Source organism: Micromonospora sp. NPDC048986, assembly GCF_040649335.1.
GTDB lineage: Bacteria > Actinomycetota > Actinomycetes > Mycobacteriales > Micromonosporaceae > Micromonospora > Micromonospora alfalfae.
Genome location: NZ_JBEZFJ010000014.1, coordinates 217,461 through 238,049, shown reverse-complemented (window position 1 = coordinate 238,049; position 20,589 = coordinate 217,461). Strand labels below are relative to the sequence as shown.

Below are 20,589 nucleotides of genomic sequence, written 5' to 3'. Positions count from 1 at the left end.
CGGAGGCCGCGCTCTCCGCCGAGCAGGGGGCGGGCCGCGCCGAAGGCGTCAGGGGGTGGGGAAGAGACGGGCGTGCAGGGCGGCCGGGTCGGTCACCTCGGGTAGGCCGCGGGCGGCCAGCCAGGCTGCGGCGGCGGCCCCGTCTCCGGCGGTACGCAGTGGCGCGTCCGGCCAGTGTCGCGCGATCTCGGCCCGGACGGCGGCGGCCAGCGGGGTGTCGGCGGTGAGTAGGCCACCGCCGAGCACGATCGGTGTCACGGCCCCGGCGGGGCGGATCCGGCTCACGCTCTCGGTGAGGTGCGCGGCGGCTTCGCTGATCAGCGCGGCGGCGACCGGGTCGCCGTGGGTGGCGGCGTCGACGACCAGCGGCGCGAGCCGGGCCAGTTCGACGGGGGGCCGACGAGTCACGGTCTGGATGGTGGCGTCGACGGTGTCCCGGGGGCGGGCGGCGATGTCGGCGCTGCCCAGAATATCGGTGAGCACCGTCGTGGTCAGCGCGCCGAGCGCACTGCCGGCGTCGAGGTCGGCGAGCAGTCGACGTACGGCTTCCCGGCCGAGCCAGAAGCCCGAGCCGGCGTCGCCGAGCAGCCAGCCGTGGCCGTCGGCGATCCGGTCGAGTCGCAGTTCGTGGACCTGGGCGGTGATCGCCCCGGTGCCGGCGATGAGGATGGTTCCGTCCGCGGCGGCGGTGCCGGAGGCGTACGCGACCAGGGCGTCGCCGTGCACCTCGTACGGGCAGCGCAGGCCGGCGTCGTGCCAGGCCTGGTCGAAGGCGGCCCGCCCGGCGGGGTCGGCGAGCAGCCGGCCGGCTCCGGCGAGCCCGATGGTGCCGGCGGCCGCCCGGGTCGGGTCGACGTCGGCGAGCGCGCCGCGCAGCGCGGTCAGTAGTTCGGCGGCGGCGCGTTCGGCGCCGTGACTGGTGGGGTTGCCGCCGCCGGCGCGGCCGGTGCCGAGGCGTTGCCCGGTGAGGGTGAGGACGGTCGCCCGGGTGGACGTACCGCCGATATCGAGACCCACCACGACGGTGTCGGACATCGGCACGAGTCTCCTTGCGCGGAACGGCGATCTGGCTTGTTCATGCTGGTCGGCGGGGTCCTGCGGGGCAAGTTGTGGCGGGACCGGCGGGCTGTGCACCAGGTAACAGTTTGAAAACTTCGCCCACAGTCTTGACACAGAGGGTCGTTCAGTAAGAACTTTTACCACTAACAGTTAACAGTCTTTTCGGAAAGCTGAGGCGTCTCATGGTTGATCACGAGGTGGACACCGCCGCGGGGACCGCGGTGGTCGACGCCGACGTGATCGACCGGCGGACCTCGGCCTCCGACGGGGTACTGGCCCGGGTTCGCAACGGGCTCGGCGAGTTGACCGGCGCCCTGCGTCGGGTCGCCGAGCACGTGCTCAGCGACCCGGAGGCCGCCGCCCGCTCGACAATCGTCGAGCTGGCCGAGCGCAGTGGCACCTCACCGGCGACCATCACCCGCTTCTGCCGGGCGATGGGCTTCGAGGGGTACGCCGACCTGCGACTGGGCATCGCCTCCGAGACCGGCCGGGCCCGCTCGGCCGGTTGGACGGTCGACATCGGACGGGAGATCCAGCCGAGCGACCCGCTCGCCCGGGTGCTCGACCAGATCATGGCCGCCGACACCCGGGCCATGCACGACACCGCCACACTGCTCGACCTCACCGAGGTGGAACGGGCCGCTGTGGCGATCGCCGGCGCCAGCAGGGTGAACATCTTCGGTGCCAGTGGCAGCGCCCTGGTCGGTGAGGAGATGCAGTTCAGCCTGCACCGCATCGGTGTGGCCGCGTGGGCGTGGAACGACGTGCACGAAGGGTTGGCCAGCGCCGCGTTGCTGCGATCAGGGGACGTGGCGCTCGGCATCTCGCACACCGGGCAGACCCGGGAGACGATCGAGATGCTCGCCGAGGCGGGCAGCCGGGGCGCCACCACGCTCGCGCTCACCGGCTTCCCCCGCTCCCCGTTGGCCGAGCTGGCCGACATCGTGCTGCTCACCGCCAGCCAGGCGACCACCTTCCGACCGGACGCGCTCTCCGCCCGGCACCCCCAGCTGGTGGTGCTCGACCTGCTCTACATCGCCGTCGCCCAACGCACGCACGACCGCGCGCACGCGGCCTTCCGGCGGACAGCGCAGGCAGTCGACGGGCACAAGGCAGCGAAAGGGGTCCCTTCATGATCAGCGCCCAGGGGTACGCGGACGCCGTCCGCCCGGTGCTCGACCGGCTGCTCGACTCGGAGGCCGACGGGATCACCCGGGCCGCCGACCTGATCGCCGACAGCCTGCGCGACGGCGGAGTGCTCCAGGCGTTCGGCGCCGGGCACTCGGAGGCGTTCGCCGCCGAGCTGGTCGCCCGGGCCGGCGGGTTGGTCCCCACCAACAGGCTCTCGGTCCGGGACCTGGTGATGCACGGTGACGCCCCGCGCGACGTGCTCGCCGACCCCAAGCTGGAACGTGATCCCTCCATCGCCCACCAGATCTACGCGCTCGCGGCGCCCCAGCCGCGCGACGTGTTCGTCGTGGCGTCCCAATCCGGCATCAACGGCTCGGTGGTCGAGCTGGCGGCGCTGGTCACCGAGCGCGGTCACCCGTTGATCGCGGTCACCTCGGTCGAGCACACCGCGCGGGTCGCCCCACGGCACCCGTCCGGGCACCGGCTCGCCGACCTCGCCGACGTCGTGCTGGACAACGGCGCGCCGTACGGCGATGCACTGCTGCCGCTCGAGGGCGGCGGCGCGGTCTGTGCGGTCTCCTCGGTCACCACGGCGCTGCTGGCGCAGTTGCTGACCGCGGAGGTGGTACGACGGTTCCACCAGGCCGGGGAGGTACCCCCTATCTACCTCTCCGCCAACGTCCCCGGCGGGGACGAGCACAACCTCGCCCTCGAGTCGCGGTACGCCGGACGTCTCCGGCGTACCGCATGACCCGAATTTCACAAGGAGAGACGACGATGTCGATTACCCCCGAACACCCGGCCGCACTCGACCGTCGCACGGTGCTGCGTCGCGCCGCCGCCGTGGGCATGCTCGCCACTCCGGCCATCGGCCTGCTCGGCGCCTGCGCCACCAGCGGCAGCGACGGTGACAACGAGCAGGTCGCCGGCGGCACCAAGAGCGAGAAGAACCCGCTGGGCGTCAAGGAGGACGCCGCGATCGAGGTGGTCATCTTCAACGGTGGCTACGGCGAGAAGTACGCCACCGACGTGCACGAGCCGCTGTACAAGAAGGCGTTCCCCAAGGCCGAGGTCAAGCACCAGGCCACCCAGGCCGTCTCCACTGTGCTCCAGCCGCGGTTCGCCTCCGGTAACCCGCCGGAGTTCGTGAACAACTCGGGCGAGAAGCTGATGGACTTCGGGGCGCTCGTGGCCGACGGTCAGCTCCAGGACCTCACCGAGCTGTGGGACGCGCCGTCTGTCGACGACCCGAGCAAGAAGGTCCGCGACACGGTGGTGCCGGGCACCATCGAGGCCGGTTCGTTCAACGGCAAGCCGTTCGTCCTGTACTACGTCTCTACCGTCTTCGGCATCTGGTACTCGGGCAAGCTGTTCAAGGACAACGGCTGGGCGCCGGCGAAGAACTGGGACGAGTTCCTGGCCCTGCTCACGAACATCAAGGCCAAGGGCATCACCCCGTACGGCTACGCCGGGGCGAACGCCGCGTACTACCAGTGGAACGTGATCCTCACCCACGCCGCCAAGATCGGCGGCACCGACGTGCTGAAGAACATCGACAACCTGGAGGACGGTGCCTGGAAGCAGGACGCCGTCAAGCAGGCTGCCGCGGCGTGGGCCGAGGTCGGCGCGAAGTTCAGCGACAAGAGCTTCGAGGGGCTCAAGCACACCGACGTTCAGCTGCGGCAGAACCAGTACAAGGTGGCCATGTACCCCAGCGGTGACTGGCTGGAGGGCGAGCAGAAGAAGGACACGCCGGCCGGCTTCGACTACCAGCTCATGCCGGTGCCGAGCCTGTCCGCCGCGGACAAGCTGCCGGCCACCGCGCTGCGCGCCACCGCCGGTGAGGGCTACTTTGTCTCGGCGAAGAGCAAGAACCCCAAGGGCGGGCTGGAGTACATGCGCCAGATGCTGTCGAAGGAGGGCGCGAAGGGCTTCACCGAGGTGGTCAAGGCCCCGACCGTGGTCACCGCCGGCTCGGAGGGCTTCGCCTTCCCGCCCGGTGTGGCCAGCTCCCAGGCCGCGCTCAAGGCAGCCGGTCAGGACGTGTTCAACCTGTACTTCGACGGTTGGTACAAGGAGCTCGACACGGAGGCGCGTACCGCCACCAACGAGCTGATGTTCGGCCGGATCAACGCTGACGCCTTCGTGGAGCGGATCCAGAAGCGCGCCGACGCCATCAAGAAGGACAGCTCCGTCACCAAGTTCAAGCGCTGATCGATCGGAGCTAGGGTCATGCGGCACGGCAAGTATCCATTCGTGATCGGGTTCCTGTTCGCCCCGGTCGCGCTGTACGTGACATTCGTGATCTGGCCGTACGCGCAGGCGTTCCAGATCTCGATGACCAACTGGCGGGGGCTGTCGGCCCCGCAGTGGGTGGGCTTCGACAACTACCGGAGGTTGCTCGACGACGGGGCCTTCTGGAAAGCGGTCCAGCACCACGGCGTACTGCTGCTTGCCCTGCCGCTGATCACCATTGCCATCGCCCTGTTCTTCGCCTTCCTGCTCAACGTGGGCGGCAAGAGCAGCGGCGGGCAACGCCAGGGGGTCTGGGGGGCGAAGTTCTACCGGGTGGTGTTCTTCTTCCCCCAGGTCCTGGCGGTGGCCATCATCGCTGTGTTGTTCCAGATGGTGTACCGGCCGAACGAGTCCGGCCTGATCAACGGCGTGTTGATGAAGTTCGGCATCGAGCCGATCCTCTTCCTGGTCAAGCCGAACCTGGCCCTCTGGTCGATCATCGCGGTGCTGGTCTGGCAGGCGGTCGGCTTCTACGTGGTGCTCTTCTCCGCCGGGATGGCCTCCATCCCCGGTGAGATCTACGAGGCCGCCGAGATGGACGGTGCGACGAAGGTGACCCTGTTCTTCCGGGTCACCCTGCCGCTGCTGTGGGACACCCTCCAGGTGGCCTGGGTGTACCTCGGGATCGCGGCGTTCGACGCGTTCGCCATCGTCGCGGTGCTCTCGGTGGACGGTGGCGGCCCGGACGGCGCCACCACTGTTCTCGCCATGGAGATCTACCGCAACGCGTTCGTCTACTCGAAGTACGGCTACGCCTCGGCGATGGGCGTGGCGCTGTTCTTCCTCACCCTCACGTTCGCGGCGCTGACGCTGCGGCTCACCAAGCGGGAAAGCGTGGAGTACTGATGAATCCGCAGTCGACGCTGCCGCCGACGCCGGCGGCGCTGCCGCCGAAGACCGGTGACCCGTCCGCCCCCACCGGGTCGGGGCACAAGGGCCCCCGCTCGGAGGTACGGTTCTTCGCCGGCCTGGGGCACGTCGCGCTCGCCGTGTGGGCGGTGATCGTGATCGTGCCGATCCTCTGGACCTTCCTCGCCGCGTTCAAGAACACCAGCGAGATCTTCAGCAGCCCGTGGACGCTGCCGGCCGAGCTGCGCTGGGAGAACTTCGGGCGGGCCTGGACCAAGGCGCACGTCGGGCGGTACTTCCTCAACAGCGTGATCGTGGTGTCGTGCAGCACGTTCCTCACCATGCTGCTCGGCTCGATGGCCGCGTACGTGCTGGCCCGCTACAAGTTCTGGGGGAACCGGGCGGTCTACTTCCTCTTCGTCTCGGGGTTGGCCTTCCCGGTCTTTCTGGCACTGGTGCCGCTCTTCTTCGTGGTGAAGAACCTCGGTCTGTTGGACACCCACACCGGTGTGGTGCTGGTCTACACCGCGTACTCGTTGCCGTTCACAGTGTTCTTCCTGGCCGCGTTCTTCAAGACGCTGCCGTCGTCGGTGGCCGAGGCGGGGATGATCGACGGCTGCGGGCACAGCCGGCTGTTCTTCCAGGTGATGATGCCGATGGCGAAGCCGGGTCTGATCAGCGTCGCGATCTTCAACATCATCGGTCAGTGGGCGCAGTACCAACTCCCGTTGGTGCTGCTCTCCAACGCCAAGGACAAGTGGGTGCTCACCCAGGGCATCGCCGACATCTCCGTCAACGCCGGCTACGAGGCGGACTGGTCCGGGTTGTTCGCCGCGCTGACCATCGCCATCCTCCCGATGATCATCGTGTACGCGGTGTTCCAGCGTCAGATCCAGGCCGGCCTCACCTCCGGCGCGGTGAAGTAGGACGCCTCAGCGCTCGTCGACGCGGGTGTGCCAGGAGCGCCACAGGGCCGCGTACGCTCCGCCGGCCGCGACCAGCTCGTCGTGGCTGCCGATCTCGGTGATCCGACCGTCGGCGAGCACGGCGACCCGGTCGGCGTCGTGCGCGGTGTTGAGCCGGTGCGCGATCGCGATGACGGTCCGCCCGACCAGCACGGCGGCCAGCGCGCGTTCGGTCCGGCGGGCGGTGGACGGATCGAGCGCGGCGGTCGCTTCGTCCAGGATCAGCGTGTGCGGGTCGGCGAGCACCAACCGGGCCAGCGCGAGCTGTTGGGCCTCGGCCGCACCGAGTTGACGGGCCCCGTCGCCGAGCTGGGTGTCCAGGTCGTCGGGTAGCCCGGCAAACCAGTCGGCGCCCACCGTGAGCAGCGCGGCGCGCATCTGCTCGTCGGAGGCGTCGGGCGCGGCGAAGGAGAGGTTGTCGCGTACCGAGCCGATGAAGACGTGGTGCTCCTGGGTGACCAGGGCGATCCGGCGGCGACGCTCGGCCGGGTCGAGGTCGGTGACCGGGCAGCCGCCGATGCTGACGACGCCCTGACGCGGCGCGTCGATCCCGGCCAGCAGCCGGGCCAGTGTGGACTTACCCGCACCGGACGGGCCGACGACGGCCAGCCGCTCACCGGGCTGCACTTCCAGGTCGATGCCGTGCAGCACGTCCGTCCCGTCGGAGTAGGAGAACCGGGCGCCTCGAACGACGAGCCGCTCGCCCCGTGACGCGGCGGTCGTGCCGGCTGCTTCGGGCGGGACCAGGCCCACGCCGAGCAGCCGCGCGTACGACGCGAAGCCGCGCTGCGCCTGCTCGGTCCACTGCAACAGCCGATCCAACGGGTCGATCGCCTGTTGCAGGTAGAGCGCGGCGGCGACCACCGCGCCCAGCGACACCATGTCCCGGGAGAGCAGGTAGCCCCCGAGGAGCAGGACCATGGCGACCGGCAGCGGATAGCTGGCCTCGACGACCGAGAAGAACACGGTACGCAGTGCGAGGGTCGCCCGACGGGCCTGCCACACCGCTGTGACGCGGGTGGTGCCGTGCCGGATCCGGTCGTCGGCCAGCCGCAGCGCCTCCACGGTCCGCGCGCCCTCGGCGGTGGTGGTCAGCGTCTCGGTCAGCTCGGCCGCCGCCGCGCCCTCGGTGAGGTACGCGGAGCTGGCCCGGCGCAGGTACCAGCGGGTCACCCCCACTATCGACGGGAGCCCGGCCAGCGCGGCCAACCCGAGCAGCGGGTGCAGCAGGAAGATGGCCCCGAACAGCAACGTCAACTGCACCGTGGCGATGACGATGGTGGGCACCACGTCCCGGACCGTGGTGCCGACCGTCGACACGTCGACCGAGCTGCGGGTGGCCAGGTCCCCGGAGCCGGCGCGCTCGACGACCGAGACGGGCAGCCCGAGAGTCCGGGAGACGAACTCCTCGCGCAGCTCGGCGACGGCCCGTTCGCCGAAGCGGTGGCCGGCGTACTGGGCGTACCGGGAGAGCAGAGCGCTGACCAGGACGCAGCTGGCGATGGCCAGTGCCAGTCGGTCCACGGTGGCCACGTCCGCGCCCGCGGCGACCCGGTCGACGATGGTGCCCAGCAGCCACGGCGGGGCGAGCCCGGCGACCGCGGCGGCGCTGTGCAGCGCCAGCACGACCCAGACGGCGCGCCGGTGCCGGCTGATCATGTCCCGCAGGGCCCGGCGTACGGTGCCGCGGTCGGCGACCGGCAGCCGGCTCACCGGTACGCCTGCTGGCTGCCGCGGGCCACCAGGTGCCGGTAGGCCGGGTCGTCGTCGAGCAGGTCGGCGTGGCTGCCGGTGGCGGTGATCCGGCCGGCGCTCAGCAGCGCGACCAGGTCGGCCCGGCCGAGCAGCAGCGGCGACGTGGCGATCACCACTGTGGTCTGCCCAGCCCGGGCGGCCTGCAGCCGCTCGGCGATCCGCGCCTCGGTGTGCGCGTCCACCGCCGACGTCGGGTCGACGAGGATCAGCACCTCCGGTTCGATGCTCAGCGCCCGGGCCAGGCGCACCCGTTGACGTTGACCGCCGGAGAGCGTCCGGGCCCGGGCGTCGATCGGAGTGTCCAGCCCGGCGGGCAGGGCGTCGACGACGTCCTGCGCCGACGCGGCCCGCACCGCAGCGCCGATCCGTTCGTCGTCGCCGTCGGCCCCGGCGCACAGGATGTCGCGCAGCGTGCCGGCGAAGAGGTAGGAGTCGTGGTCGGCGACGAGGATCCGCGCGCGGACCTCGTCCAGGGCGACCTCGCGCAGCGGCACGGCTCCCCAGGTGACGTCACTGGCGACGTACCGGCCGAGCCGGTCGGCCAGTGCCACGGCCGCCGCCGGATCATCTGCCGCCACCCCGGTCAGTTGGCCGGCGCGCACCGTCAGACCGGTGACCGGGTCGTGCAGGTCGGCCGGGCGGTCCGGCCCGGCCCGGTCGTCCGGCCGGCGTGTCTCGGGCACGGCGCCCGGCCACCGGCGGCCCGGACCACCGACGTCGTCCGGCGTCACGTTGAGCAGGTCGGCGATCCGTCGGGCGGCGACCCGACCGCGGATGAGCTGGTAACTGCCCTCCAGCAGAAACCAGACCGGCACGATCAGGGTCGCCACGTAGCCGTAGACGGCGACCAACTCGCCGATCGTGACGTCACCGGTCACCGCCATCCGGGCCGTCAGCCACACCACCGCCGCCAGGAACAACCCGGGGATGGCGACAGTCGCCGCGTCGATCCAGCTGTTGACAGCGCCGACCCGGTAGCCCTCGGCACGTAGCTCCTGGGACCGGGCCGCGTACCGTCGGGCGAACAGGTCCCGGCCGCCCACCCCGGCGAGCACCCGCAGCCCGGCCACGATGTCACCGGATCGGGCGGTGAGCGCGCCCTGTTGCCGGCGGTAGACCGACTCGACCTGCTCCAGGCGGCGCAGCAGCGGCCCCACGATCAGACCGACGACCGGCACCCCCACCAGCACGCAGAGCGCGAGCATCGGGGAGATCGACCAGAGCACCACCGCGATCACCCCGTACGCGACGACAGCGCCGACGCCCGGCCCGGTCAGGGTCAGCACCTGCGCCGTCCAGTCGATGTCGGAGCCGCCGATGGTGGACACCTCACCCGCCCCGACCCGGCGGGGCAGCACCGCGCCGATGCGGGACAGGTGGCGCAGCAGGACCTCCGCCGAGCGGGCCTTGGCGTCCTCCCGGATGAAGGTCATCGTGCGGTGCCGCATGATGCCCAGGTACGACAGGGCCACGCCCGCGACGACGATCGCCGTGACCCAGAGCGCCAGGGCCCCGGTGTCGCGTTCGCGCAACCCGTCGTCGACGGCGCGGGCGATCAGGTAGGGCCGGGCCGAGAGCCCGATCATCCAGGCCGTGCCGATCAGGCTGCCGCGCAGCACCCGCCAGGGTTGGCAGCGGACGAGCCACCACAGGTAGCGCATCGGACCGCGGGTGTCGGGGGTGCCAGGATCGGGATGAGGGATCTGCGGAGGCACCCGATCACGCTACCGACCGGCAGTGACACCCCACCGACCCGATCTTGGTGAGGTGCGCCTCCGTTCCTGTCGGACGGGGGAGGCAGAATCACGTTCGTGCTGGTGGCGGTGGTGTCCGACGAGCGGGGTGGGGGAGTGCTGTGCCCGCTGGACGCCACCGGCCGGCCGACTGGCCCGCCCGAGGTGGTCACCGATCTCGTCGCCGCGGTCGCCGCCCGCGAGGCCGCCGAGCACCCGCGCTGGGTCTGGGCGACCGCCACGGCGCTCTACCCGACCCTGCTGCGCGCCGGCGTCCGGGTCGATCGGTGTCACGACGTGGAGTTGACCGAGGCGTTGCTGCTCGGGCACGTGGGCCGCTGGGGTGAGCCCCGCTCGCTGGCCGCCGCCTGGGCCCGGCTGACCGGCGCGGCGGTGCCGCCCGACCCGCCGGCGCGCGCCGCCGCACCACCCGGGCACGGGCAGGGCGCGCTCTTCGACACAGTGCCCGGTCCGCCGGGCCCGGGCATCGAGGCACTGACCCAGGTGTACGCCGACCAGCTCACCCGCGTCGCCGCGACCGAGCACCCCGGCCGGTTCCGGTTGCTGGTGGCCGCGGAGTCGGCCGGCGCGCTGATCGCGGCGGAGATGGGCGTCGCCGGGTTGCCCTGGCGTGCCGACGTGCACAACGAGATCCTGCACGAGCTGCTCGGCGAGGCGTCCCCGGTCGGTGGTCCGCCACGCCGACTCGCCGAGTTGGCCGCCCGGATCGCCGACGCGCTCGGCGTACGCGGCCTGCACACCGACTCCCCGGCGGAGCTGCTGAAGGCGTTCGCCCGGGTCGGGGTGGAGCTGCCGAACACCCGCGCGTGGGTGCTGCGCGGGGTGGACCATCCGGCGGTGCCGCTGGTGCTGGAGTACAAGGAGCTCTACCGGATCTGGACGGCGCACGGCTGGTCCTGGCTCGATCAGTGGGCGCGGGGCGGCCGGTTCCAGCCGGAGTACGTGCCGGCTGGTGTGGTCTCGGGCCGGTGGGCCACCCGGGGTGGTGGCGCGTTGCAGATCCCCAAGGTGATCCGGCGGGCGGTGGTGGCCGATCCGGGCTGGCGGTTCGTGGTCGCCGACGCCGGGCAGTTGGAGCCACGGGTGCTGGCCGCGGTCTCCGGCGATGCGCGGTTGGCGGCGGCGGGCGGTGCCGGCGACCTCTACGCGGCCCTGGCCCGGGACTCGTTCGGCGGTGACCGGGCCAAGGCGAAGGTGGCCCTGCTCGGCGCGATGTACGGGCAGACCGGCGGGGCCGCGGTGCCGGCGTTGGCGGTGCTGAAGCGCAGCTACCCGACGGCGTTCGGTTACGTCGAGGCGGCGGCGCGTACCGGTGAGACGGGTGGGTTGGTGCGGTCGTGGCTGGGGCGGACGTGTCCGCCCGGCTCGGCCGGGTTCGCTGATCTCGACGACGAGCCCGCCGATCCGGAGGGGGCGGGTGATCCGCACAGTCCGCGGGCTCGGGCCGCCCGGTCCCGGGGGCGCTTCACCCGTAACTTCGTCATCCAGGCCACGGCGGCGGAGTGGGCCTCCACGTTGCTGGCCACGTTGCGGACGGAGTTGTCCGGCACCGACGCCGAGCTGGTCTTCTTCCAGCACGACGAGGTGGTCGTGCACGCGCCGGCCGATCAGGCCGACGCGGTCGCCGAGGCTGTCAACCGTTGCGGCGAGCGCGCGTCCGCGCTGCTCTTCGGTGCGACGCCGGTCCGGTTCCCACTGGACCTGTCCATCGTCGACTGTTACGCCGACGCGGCCTGACCGGCGGAGTGTCCGTGTCGACGGATGCCGGTCGTGTAACGGTTGTGCTATTTCTCCTTTTCGCCCCGCCACCCCCGGCTGGCCGTCCTCGTTGCAGTGTCCGTAGGAGGGGACGATCGGTAACGGTCCGTCCCGTGCTGGAGGGGGCGCAGCTGAACCGGATCGCAGGAATGATCATCGCCGCAGGCGGGGGACGCCGGATCGGTGGTCCCGAGGCGCTGATTCACCAGGGCGACAAGCCCCTCGTGAATCAGATGATCGACACGATGACCGAGGCGGGCTGCGAGCAGATCGTGGTCGTCCTGGGTGCCGCCGCCGAGCAGGTCCAGGAGACCGCCGACCTGGGCAAGGCCACCGTTGTGATCAACAAGGCGTGGGGCACCGGAGTCGGCTCGTCCATCCGGGCCGGGCTGGCCGCCATGGACGACGAGGGGATCGAGGCGGTGGTGGTGGTGCCGGTCGACATGCCGGGCCTGACCGCCGAGGCGGTCAGTCGGGTGGCCGCGCTGCCGTACCCGGACGTGCTGGTCTGCGCCACCTACGACGGGTTGCGCGGCTACCCGATGCTGTTCGGCCGCCGGCACTGGCCCGGCATCGCCACCTTGGCCAGCGCCGACGTGGGGGCCCGGCCGTACCTGTTGGCGCACAAGGACCAGATCGTCGACATCGCCTGCGACTCGGTGGCCGACGGCAGCCGGGTCGACACGCCGGAGTTGATGGAGATGTACGGCCTCACCGTCCCGCCGCAACGAGTAGGCGTCTAGAGATGAACTGTTAGCAGGTGCGGGCGAGAGGTCGAGCGGGCCCGCGGTGACTATTGGCCCGCCAGCGGGAGCACCAACACCAGCCCAGCTCGACACCCCCCACCCCGCCCCACCCCACCCCACCCCGCCGCGATCTTGCGAATTCTGTCGCCGAAATGTGGATTAATGTCCTTTATATCGCGACAGCATGTGCAAGATCGCGGGGAGGGAGTGGCGGGGAGGTTTACTCCGAGATCCGGTCCAGCTCACCAGTGGCGGCGAGGCGCTGGTACCAGTGGGCGCTGTCCTTCCAGGTGCGTACCTGGGTGTCGTAGTCGACCCGGATGATGCCGAAGCGACGGTCGTAGCCGTAGCCCCACTCGAAGTTGTCCAGCAACGACCAGACGAAGTAGCCGCGCACATCAGCGCCCTGCGCGCGGGCGTCGGCCATCGCGCCGATGTGCCGACGCAGATAGTCGATCCGCCGGTCGTCGTGGATCCGGCCGTCGGCCGACACCACATCGTCGAACGCCGCGCCGTTCTCGGTGATCATCATGGGCTGGCTGGGGTACTCACGCTGGAGGCGCAGCAGCAGCTCGGTCAGCGCCGGCGGGTCGATGTTCCAACCCATCGCCGTGTACGGGCCGGGCTGCGGCAGGAAGTCGACGTTCTCCGCAGCCACCCACGGCGTCGAGGTCGACGCGCCGTGCCCGTCGGCGTCGGAGCGGGCCGACACCCCGTCCCACGCCCGGACCAGGGTGCTGGAGTAGTAGTTGACCCCGAGCACGTCCAGCGGCACCGCGATCACCTTCTCGTCACCCTCGCGGACGAACGACCAGTCGGTGACCGAGGCGGTGTCGGCCAGCAGGTCGACCGGGTACTTCCCGTCCAGCATCGGGCCGAGGAACGCCCGGTTCGCCAACGCGTCGATCCGCCGGACCGCGTCCTGGTCGGCGGCCGAGTCGGACGCGCCCCTGATGACGTGCAGGTTCAGCGTCACCGACAGCTCGGCGGACGGGGCCAGCTCCCGGACCACCCGACCGGCCAGGCCGTGCGCGAGGTTGAGGTGGTGCACCGCGGCCAGCGCCGCCGCCGGCTCGGTCCGACCCGGCGCGTGCACGCCGGAGGCGTAGCCCAGGTACGCGGAGCACCACGGCTCGTTGAGCGTCGTCCAGGTGTGCACCCGGTCGCCCAGCGCACCGACGATGCCCGCCGCGTACTCCTGGAAGCGCAACGCGGTCTCCCGCGACGCCCAACCACCGGCGTCCTCCAACTCCTGCGGCAGGTCCCAGTGGTACATGGTGGCCACCGGGCGGACACCCCGCTCCAGCAGCCCGTCCACCAGCCGCGAGTAGAAGTCGATGCCGGCCTGGTTGAACCGGCCGGAACCGCCGGGCTGCACCCGGGGCCAGGAGATGGAGAACCGGTACGCGCCGAGCCCCAGGTCGGCGATGTGCCCGAGGTCGTCGGCCCACCGGTGGTAGTGGTCGGCGGCCACGTCGCCGGTGTCACCGTTGAGGGTCCGACCCGGTGTGTGGCTGTAGGTGTCCCAGATGGACGGCCCGCGCCCGTCCTCGGTCACCGCGCCCTCGATCTGGTACGCGGCCGTCGCCGACCCCCAGACGAAGGTTTCCGGGAAGTGGTGGCGCGTCATCGTTCCGTCCCCTGGATCTCGCAGATGTAGCCCGTCGAGGTGCCGGCGACCAGTTCGGCGCTGGCTGTCCCACCCTCGTAGCGCACGTCGAACTCGGCGCCCGGCCCGTTGCCGGGTGACGGTACCCGTACCCGGGTCCGCTGCCCCTCGGTCGGTGCGTACACCCGCAGCCGCACATCGTCGGCCCACTCGTAGTCCGGTCGGTCGGTGCGCGAGCCGAACGGGATGACAGCGCCCGGCCGGGCCAGCACCGGCAGGCTGTCGAAGTCGTGCTTCTCGGTCAACCACGCCGGGCCGGTGACCTGCGCGCCGGTGACCAGGTGCGTCCAGGTGCCGGCGGGTACGTAGTACGTGACGTCGCCGTCGGCGCTGAGCACCGGGGCGACCAGCACGTCCGGACCGAGCATGTACTGCCGGTCCAGGTGGGCCGTCGCCGGGTCGTCAGGGAACTCCAGGAACATCGGCCGCATCACCGGCGTACCGTCGCGGTGTGCCTCCTGGGCGGCGGCGGCCAGGTACGGCATCAGGCCGAGCTTGAGGTGGGTGAAGTGCCGCAGCACGTCCACGGCCTCCTCGTCGTACGCCCACGGCACCCGGTACGAGCCGGACCCGTGCAGCCGGGAGTGCGAGGAGAGCAGCCCGAAGGCGACCCACCGCTTGAACACCGCCGGGTCGGGAGTGCCCTCGAAGCCGCCGATGTCGTGGCTCCAGTAGCCGAAGCCGGACGCGGCCAGGGACAACCCGCCGCGCAGCGACTCGGCCATCGCGACGAACGTCGACTCGCAGTCGCCGCCCCAGTGCACCGGGAACTGCTGCCCGCCGACGGTGGCCGAGCGGGCGAACAGCACCGCCTCGCCCTCGCCGCGCTCGGCCTCCAGCAGCTCGAAGACCGCCTTGTTGTAGAGGTACGAGTAGTAGTTGTGCATCCGCTGCGGGTCCGAGCCGTCGTGCCACACCACGTCGGTCGGGATGCGCTCGCCGAAGTCGGTCTTGAAGCAGTCGACGCCCATGTCCAGCAGGGCCTTGAGCTTGCCGGTGAACCAGCGGACCGCGTCCGGGTTGGTGAAGTCGACAAGCGCCATGCCGGCCTGCCACTTGTCCCACTGCCAGACCGAACCGTCCGGGTTGCGCACCAGGTAACCGGCCTCGCGGCCCTCCTCGAAGAGGTACGAGCGCTGCGCGATGTACGGGTTGATCCAGACGCACACCTTCAGGTCGCGCTCGTGCAGCCGGCGCAGCATCCCCTCCGGGTCGGGGAAGGTCGCCGGGTCCCAGACGAAGTCGACCCAGTGGAACTGACGCATCCAGAAGCAGTCGAAGTGGAACACCGACAGCGGCAGCCCGCGCTCGGCCATCCCGTCGACGAACTCGGTCACCGTCTTCTCGTCGTACGAGGTGGTGAACGAGGTGGACAGCCAGAGGCCGTACGACCAGGCGGGGATCCGGGCCGGACGACCGGTGAGGGCGGTGTACCGGCGCAGCACGTCCTTCGGGTGGGGCCCGTCGATCACGTAGTAGGTGAGCGACTGACCCTCGACGCTGAACTGGGTCTGGGTGACCACCTCGGAGCCCACCTCGAACGACACGTGCTCCGGGTGGTCCACGAAGACCCCGTAGCCGGCGCTGCTCAGGTAGAACGGCACGTTCTTGTACGCCTGCTCGCTGGCGGTGCCCCCGTCGGCGTTCCAGATGTCGACGGTCTGCCCGTTCTTGACGAACGGGCCGAAGCGCTCGCCCAACCCGTACACCGTCTCGCCGACACCGAGGGCGAGCCGTTCGTGCACGTGCCGGCGGCCCTCGGCGTCGGTGACGACGCCGATGCTGCGTGCGGTGGACGCGGTGACGAGCCGGTCGCCGTGCAGGAAGTCGACCCGCCACCCGTCGATGAGCGCGACCCGCGCGGTCAACTCGCCGGTGGTCAGCGTCGCGCTGAGCCCCGTGACGTCGACGGTGACCGGGTGCGTCTCGTCGGTGCTCAGCCCGAAGTGCGGCTCGCGGGGCAGCCCTCCGGTGTGGTGGGCGATTGTCACTCCGATGACGCCGGGGGCGGGGGAGAAGAACCGGACGGTGACCAGGGGGCGGTTGAGGGTGTCGCCGCGGCCGGTGATCTGACCGGTCGGCGCGAAGACGGTGAAGCCGCGTTCGTCCGGCTCGACCGACTCCACGACGCCGGGGCGCAGGACACTGACGCCGGGTCGCAGCTGCCAGTACCCGTCGGTGAACTTCACTTCTCGGCTCCTGCCGTGATGCCGCGCGCGAGAGTGCGCTGGAAGATGAGGAAGAAGAGGATGGCCGGCACCAGGCTGATCAGCGCGCCGGCGTTTGTGGTCGGAGCGTCCATCAGCCGGTCGCCCTGCAACGACGCGAGCGCGACCGGAATGGTCTGCGTCTGGTTGTCGATCAGCATGACCAGCGGGATGAGGAACTCGTTCCACGTCCAGATGAGGAAGAAGATGAGCAGCACCGCGAGGGTGGGCCGCAGGTTGGGGAAGACCACCCGCCACAGCACCGTCCACTTGCCGGCGCCGTCCAGCGCGGCGGCCTCCAGCAGCGAGCGCGGGAACGTGCCCATCACCGAGGCGAGCAGGTACGTGCCGAACGCGCTCTGGATCACGGTGAAGATGATGATCACCGAGAGCTGGGTGTTGTAGAGGCCGACCTGCTTCGCCACGTAGTACAGCGGGTAGATCAGCGCCTCCTGCGGCAGCATGTTGGCCAGCAGGAAGAGACCGACGATCCACAGCCGGCCTCGGACCCGGCCGATGCCCAGCGCGTACGCATTGAGCAGCGACACGGCGACGCCGAGCACTGCCACCGAGCCGGCGATGACTGCCGAGTTCCAGAACTTCAGTGGGAAGTTGACTTCGGTCCAGTACGTGCGCAGACCCTTGGTGTAGAACTCCGTCGGCCAGCTCAGCGGGCCGCCCGACGAGTAGTCGCCGGGCGACTTGAACGCGTTGAGCAGCATGAACGCGAACGGCACCAGCATGACGAGCGCGCCGAGGGTGACCAGGGCGAGCACCACCCAGCGGCTGACGCCACGGTGGTGTCGATCGCGTACGGGCCGGGCCGGCGTCACCGGCACCGTGCTCGGTGTGAGCGTGACGGCCATGTCAGAACCCCCGGTCCCGGCGCTCGCTGCGGGCCTGCATCCAGATGAAGACTCCGGCCACCACCACGATGATCAGTGTCAGCACCATGGAGATCGCGGAACCGTAGCCGACCTGCAGCTTCTTGAAGAACGTGTAGTAGGCGAAGTACGACGGCACGTTCGTGGCGTTGTCCGGGCCGCCGCGGGTCAGGGCGAAGATCGGCCCGAACACCTTCAGCGCGGCGATGGTGCAGGTCAGGGCCACCACGAAGGTCTCCGGGCGGATCTGCGGAAGGGTGATCGCCCGGAACCGGTGCAGCCAGTTCGCGCCGTCGACCTCGGCCGCCTCGTACAGCTCGGGGTCGACCCGTTGCAACGCCGCCATGAAGACGACCACCGGGTAGCCGATCTGCACCCAGATCATCACGGCCATCACGGCCGGCAGGGCGGTGCCGGGGTCGCCGAGCCAGTCGTGGCGTAACGCACCGAGACCGACGGCGTCGAGGAGGCTGTTGAACGCCCCGTCGGGGCGCAGGATCCAGCCCCAGACGATGCCGGCCACCACGACGGGCAGCACCTGCGGGAGGTAGAACGCGGCCCGCAGCGCGGCGGCGGTGCGGGGCTTGAACCGGCGGCCGATGACGTCGAAGAGCACCGCGGCGAGCAGCAGCCCGAGCACTGTGGGCACCACCACCATCGCGACGAGCATCCAGACGGTGTTGCGGAACGACGCCCAGAACACGTCGTCCTGCAGCAACGCCTGGTAGTTGTCCAGGCCGACCCACCGGGGGTCGCCGATGCCGGACCACTTGGTCAGTGACAGGTAGAGGGTGCCGACCAGCGGCGCGCCGATGACCAGGAGAAAGAGCACCGCTCCGGGGAGCAGGTAGAGCCAGTACGCCGCGTTGCGGCCGCGGCGTCTGCGGCTGGGCGCGGGCGGGGTGGGGGTCGCGGCCGGCGGTGTGGCGGCGACCGTCTCGGAGACTGCCATGGAAGATCCTTCCCGGCGGGGCGGGCGGGCGCGCCGGTGGTGCCGGTCGCGCCCGCCGCTCGCCGTGTCACTTGCCGGTGATCTCCTTGACGCCATCGGCGTACGGCTTGGCGATCGTGTCGAGAACCTGGTCGGGCGACTTCGAGCCGTTGATCAGGCCCTGGAAGCCGGAGACCAGCACGTCGTAGTAGCCGGGGACCGGCCAGTCCGGGTAGAAGGCGAGCCCGTCGGACTTGCTGACGGTGTTGAAGTCCTCGATCAGCTTGCGGTCCTTCGGGTCGCTGATCTTCGACGCGTCGGCGGCGACCGGAACACCACCGTTGTTGCCGATCAGGTCCTGGATCTCCGGACGCAGGGTGATGTCGATGAAGTCGTACGCCAGGCTCTTGGCCTTGCTGTTCTCCGGGACCACCCAGAGGTTGCCGGAGGAGCCGGCCTGCAGGGTGTTGCCGGGGAAGAGGAAGGTGTCCCAGTTGGCCTTCATCTCGGTCTTGAACCGGCCGTACCACCAGCTACCCGAGACGATCATCGGAACCTTGCCGCCGATGAAGGCGGTGCCCATGTCCTCGGCCTTGAGGCTGGCCGAGTTCTTCGCGACGTAGCCCTTCTGCACCCACTGGGCGAAGGTGTCCGCGCCGTACTTGAGCGGGTCGGCCTTGAAGTCGACAGGGTTCTTGTAGAGCTGGTAGTTGTCGACGAACTGCCTGTCGCCCTTGGAGAGGGCGAGCTGGTAGAAGAGTTGCCCGGCCGGGTACTCGGCGCCGGCCATGCCCAGCGGGGTGATGCCCTTGCCGACGAAGGTGTCCATCGCGGCGGTCATCTCGGCCATCGTGGTCGGGACCTTGACGCCGTTGCTCTGGAACAGGTCCTTGTTGTAGTAGACGGTGACGTACTCGCCGTAGTTCGGCACGCCGAACCACTTGCCGGAGCCCATCACGCCCTTGTCGCTGTAGCGGGCGGTGGTCTGCAGGCTGGGGCTGAGCTTGCCGGCCCAGCCGCGCTTGTCGGCCTCGCTGCTCAGGTCGGCCAGCAGGCCCTGGGAGGAGAGCAGCCCGGCGGTCGCGTTGCCCTTGTTGTACTCCATGATGTCCGGGCCCTCGGACGAGTTGATGATCATGCCCGCGTTCTGCTGGATCTGCTCGAACGCCTTGCGCTCGAAGCGCACCTCGACGCCCGGGTGCTCGGACTTGAAGATCTCGATCGCCCGGTTCCAGCCGACCCCCATGGCGCTGTTCTCGCTCTCGTAGTGCCAGAGCTTGAGGGTCTTGGCGTCGCTGTTGTCCCCGTTGTCACCACCGCCGCAGGCGGCCACTGTGGTTGTCGCGGTCGCTGCCAGGGCGATCGCGGCGACGAGCCGGCGGAATCGCTGCATTAGCATCCTCCTCGTTGAGTATCTAGCCGGTACTTCACGGGGCCCGTCGTCGCGTTGCAGCGCGGCGTCGGGCCATTTACTGATCGGCCCCTACCGGTTGGTGGCGTCGGGGCGCGGCGGTCGACCCCCGGATCTCCAACGTGCACGGCAGCAGTTGCTGGTGACGAAGGTCAGCGGGGCCATCAAGGTGGCGCGTCAGCGCCTCGATCGCGATCCGGCCGAGCGCCGAACCGGGTGACGTCATAGCGGTCAGCGCCGGGGTGGCCAGTTCGGCGACCTGCGGTGAGGTGACCATCGAGACGACGGAGACGTCGTCGGGCACTGACAACCCGCGGCCGGTCAGCTCGCCGAGGATGCCGAAGATCGCCGTCTCGTTCATGGCCAGCACCGCGGTCAGTTCCGGGGCCTGCGCGAACGCGGCGGCCAGGGCGGCCCGCCCGCCGGCGGCGCTGTCCTCGGCCGCGATCATCACCGGCTCCAGGCCGTGCCCGGTCATCGCCGCGGTGAAGGCGTCACGGGTACGCAGCGCGGGCCCGTAACCGCTGGCCAACGTGGCGGCCGAGTGGTTGACGTAGACGATGCGCCGATGCCCGAGGCTGACCAGGTGCGCGACGGCCTCCCGGACGGTCTGGTCGAAGTCGATGTCGACGTAGGAGAGCGTGCTGGTGTCGCCGGTGCGGCCGATCAGCACCAGCGGCACCCCCGCCTCCTGGAGCACTGTGACCCGCTCGTCGGCCAGTTGGACCTCCATCAGCACGACCCCGTCGAGCATCCGCTGACTGGCCAGCCGACGCAGGTCGTCGAGGTTGCCTCCGCCGACCGGCGAGAGCACCAGGTGGTAGCCGGCGACGCTGGCCGCGGCGGCGGCACCGGTGACGAAGGCGGTCTCGGTGGCGCCGAGGCCACGTTCGTCCATCGGCATCAGCAGGCCGAGGATCCGGCTACGGCGACTGGCCAGCCCGCGGGCCATCGCGTTGGGTTGGTAGTCGAGCTGCGCCATCGCGGCGAGCACCTTGTTGCGGGTGGCCTGCGAGATCGGGCGGGTGCCGGTGAGCACGTACGAGACTGTGCTGACCGAGACCTGCGCGAGGCGGGCGACGTCATGCATGGTGGCCACCGCGCACCTCCTCCGGCCTGGGGTGGGACCGCTCCCGAACTTCGTCGAAGCGTTTCGACGAAGCGGTTCGACAGGA

The 20,589-nt window shown here is 70.5% G+C and carries 16 protein-coding genes; 7 read left to right on the top strand and 9 right to left on the bottom strand.

The genetic code is table 11. The annotated features are described in order from the left end of the window. Nucleotides 1-48: 48 nt before the first annotated feature. Nucleotides 49-1,035 carry a BadF/BadG/BcrA/BcrD ATPase family protein gene (locus AB0B94_RS26485; RefSeq protein WP_357285845.1) on the bottom strand — a complete coding sequence of 329 codons (987 nt, stop codon included), beginning with the start codon at nucleotides 1,033-1,035 and terminating at the stop codon, nucleotides 49-51. A 206-nt stretch (nucleotides 1,036-1,241) separates the two neighbouring features. Between AB0B94_RS26485 and AB0B94_RS26480 the strand changes: the two genes are divergently transcribed. The 5 genes from AB0B94_RS26480 to AB0B94_RS26460 are packed head-to-tail and all read left to right on the top strand — an operon-like array spanning nucleotide 1,242 to nucleotide 6,260. After that, on the top strand, nucleotides 1,242-2,195 hold the full coding sequence (locus AB0B94_RS26480) for a MurR/RpiR family transcriptional regulator (RefSeq protein ID WP_357285841.1): 954 nt from the start codon (nucleotides 1,242-1,244) through the stop codon (nucleotides 2,193-2,195). After that, a complete protein-coding gene (locus AB0B94_RS26475; protein WP_091403970.1) occupies nucleotides 2,192-2,941 on the top strand; it encodes an SIS domain-containing protein in 750 nt (249 codons plus the stop codon). The genes AB0B94_RS26480 and AB0B94_RS26475 overlap by 4 nt, the downstream gene beginning before the upstream one ends. Before the next feature lie 26 nt (nucleotides 2,942-2,967). Beyond that, nucleotides 2,968-4,404: an N-acetylglucosamine/diacetylchitobiose ABC transporter substrate-binding protein gene (gene ngcE / locus AB0B94_RS26470; RefSeq protein WP_357285837.1), complete on the top strand. Its 1,437-nt coding sequence runs from the start codon at nucleotides 2,968-2,970 to the stop codon at nucleotides 4,402-4,404. A gap of 18 nt (nucleotides 4,405-4,422) precedes the next feature. After that, nucleotides 4,423-5,331 (top strand): sugar ABC transporter permease, encoded by a 909-nt coding sequence (locus tag AB0B94_RS26465; protein ID WP_091403976.1) that lies wholly within the window; start codon nucleotides 4,423-4,425, stop codon nucleotides 5,329-5,331. After that, nucleotides 5,331-6,260, top strand: coding sequence for a carbohydrate ABC transporter permease (locus AB0B94_RS26460; protein WP_357285833.1), 930 nt, complete (start codon nucleotides 5,331-5,333; stop codon nucleotides 6,258-6,260). The genes AB0B94_RS26465 and AB0B94_RS26460 overlap by 1 nt, the downstream gene beginning before the upstream one ends. Before the next feature lie 6 nt (nucleotides 6,261-6,266). Here the strand turns inward: AB0B94_RS26460 and AB0B94_RS26455 are convergent, their stop codons facing one another. Continuing rightward, on the bottom strand, nucleotides 6,267-7,958 hold the full coding sequence (locus tag AB0B94_RS26455) for an ABC transporter ATP-binding protein (RefSeq protein ID WP_357285902.1): 1,692 nt from the start codon (nucleotides 7,956-7,958) through the stop codon (nucleotides 6,267-6,269). A gap of 50 nt (nucleotides 7,959-8,008) precedes the next feature. Next, a complete protein-coding gene (locus tag AB0B94_RS26450; protein WP_357285899.1) occupies nucleotides 8,009-9,715 on the bottom strand; it encodes an ABC transporter ATP-binding protein in 1,707 nt (568 codons plus the stop codon). 120 nt (nucleotides 9,716-9,835) lie between these two features. Between AB0B94_RS26450 and AB0B94_RS26445 the strand changes: the two genes are divergently transcribed. Both AB0B94_RS26445 and AB0B94_RS26440 read left to right on the top strand, forming a co-directional pair. Beyond that, entirely contained in the window at nucleotides 9,836-11,545 is a 1,710-nt protein-coding gene (locus AB0B94_RS26445) for a bifunctional 3'-5' exonuclease/DNA polymerase (RefSeq protein WP_357285896.1), read from the top strand. Between the two features lie 170 nt (nucleotides 11,546-11,715). Beyond that, entirely contained in the window at nucleotides 11,716-12,309 is a 594-nt protein-coding gene (locus AB0B94_RS26440) for a nucleotidyltransferase family protein (RefSeq protein ID WP_357285829.1), read from the top strand. A gap of 223 nt (nucleotides 12,310-12,532) precedes the next feature. Here AB0B94_RS26440 and AB0B94_RS26435 read toward each other — a convergent pair whose 3' ends face one another. From AB0B94_RS26435 to AB0B94_RS26410, 6 genes are all read right to left on the bottom strand, one after another. Next, nucleotides 12,533-13,942: a GH1 family beta-glucosidase gene (locus AB0B94_RS26435; RefSeq protein ID WP_357285825.1), complete on the bottom strand. Its 1,410-nt coding sequence runs from the start codon at nucleotides 13,940-13,942 to the stop codon at nucleotides 12,533-12,535. Continuing rightward, nucleotides 13,939-16,170, bottom strand: a complete 2,232-nt coding sequence (yicI, locus tag AB0B94_RS26430) for an alpha-xylosidase (RefSeq protein ID WP_357285820.1) — start codon at nucleotides 16,168-16,170, stop codon at nucleotides 13,939-13,941. The genes AB0B94_RS26435 and yicI overlap by 4 nt, the downstream gene beginning before the upstream one ends. Beyond that, nucleotides 16,167-17,054, bottom strand: a complete 888-nt coding sequence (locus AB0B94_RS26425) for a carbohydrate ABC transporter permease (protein WP_357285814.1) — start codon at nucleotides 17,052-17,054, stop codon at nucleotides 16,167-16,169. Before AB0B94_RS26425 ends, yicI begins: the two co-directional genes overlap by 4 nt. 1 nt (nucleotide 17,055) lies before the next feature. Beyond that, the gene (locus tag AB0B94_RS26420; protein ID WP_238672620.1) at nucleotides 17,056-18,024 is read right to left on the bottom strand and encodes a sugar ABC transporter permease; all 969 of its coding nucleotides are present in this window, start codon (nucleotides 18,022-18,024) and stop codon (nucleotides 17,056-17,058) included. A gap of 67 nt (nucleotides 18,025-18,091) precedes the next feature. After that, complete coding sequence (locus AB0B94_RS26415) at nucleotides 18,092-19,396, bottom strand: extracellular solute-binding protein (RefSeq protein WP_238672619.1); 1,305 nt, start codon at nucleotides 19,394-19,396, stop codon at nucleotides 18,092-18,094. Nucleotides 19,397-19,472: 76 nt separating this feature from the next. Beyond that, a complete protein-coding gene (locus AB0B94_RS26410) occupies nucleotides 19,473-20,504 on the bottom strand; it encodes a LacI family DNA-binding transcriptional regulator (protein WP_238672711.1) in 1,032 nt (343 codons plus the stop codon). Nucleotides 20,505-20,589: the final 85 nt, after the last annotated feature.

Coding starts and splice junctions, on each gene's coding strand:
- AB0B94_RS26485 (WP_357285845.1), bottom strand. CDS start 1,035: ATGTCCGACACCGTCGTGGTGGGTCTCGATATCGGCGGTACGTCCACC.
- AB0B94_RS26480 (WP_357285841.1), top strand. CDS start 1,242: ATGGTTGATCACGAGGTGGACACCGCCGCGGGGACCGCGGTGGTCGAC.
- AB0B94_RS26475 (WP_091403970.1), top strand. CDS start 2,192: ATGATCAGCGCCCAGGGGTACGCGGACGCCGTCCGCCCGGTGCTCGAC.
- ngcE (WP_357285837.1), top strand. CDS start 2,968: ATGTCGATTACCCCCGAACACCCGGCCGCACTCGACCGTCGCACGGTG.
- AB0B94_RS26465 (WP_091403976.1), top strand. CDS start 4,423: ATGCGGCACGGCAAGTATCCATTCGTGATCGGGTTCCTGTTCGCCCCG.
- AB0B94_RS26460 (WP_357285833.1), top strand. CDS start 5,331: ATGAATCCGCAGTCGACGCTGCCGCCGACGCCGGCGGCGCTGCCGCCG.
- AB0B94_RS26455 (WP_357285902.1), bottom strand. CDS start 7,958: ATGATCAGCCGGCACCGGCGCGCCGTCTGGGTCGTGCTGGCGCTGCAC.
- AB0B94_RS26450 (WP_357285899.1), bottom strand. CDS start 9,715: ATGCGCTACCTGTGGTGGCTCGTCCGCTGCCAACCCTGGCGGGTGCTG.
- AB0B94_RS26440 (WP_357285829.1), top strand. CDS start 11,716: ATGATCATCGCCGCAGGCGGGGGACGCCGGATCGGTGGTCCCGAGGCG.
- AB0B94_RS26435 (WP_357285825.1), bottom strand. CDS start 13,942: ATGACGCGCCACCACTTCCCGGAAACCTTCGTCTGGGGGTCGGCGACG.
- AB0B94_RS26425 (WP_357285814.1), bottom strand. CDS start 17,054: ATGGCCGTCACGCTCACACCGAGCACGGTGCCGGTGACGCCGGCCCGG.
- AB0B94_RS26420 (WP_238672620.1), bottom strand. CDS start 18,024: ATGGCAGTCTCCGAGACGGTCGCCGCCACACCGCCGGCCGCGACCCCC.
- AB0B94_RS26415 (WP_238672619.1), bottom strand. CDS start 19,396: ATGCAGCGATTCCGCCGGCTCGTCGCCGCGATCGCCCTGGCAGCGACC.
- AB0B94_RS26410 (WP_238672711.1), bottom strand. CDS start 20,504: ATGCATGACGTCGCCCGCCTCGCGCAGGTCTCGGTCAGCACAGTCTCG.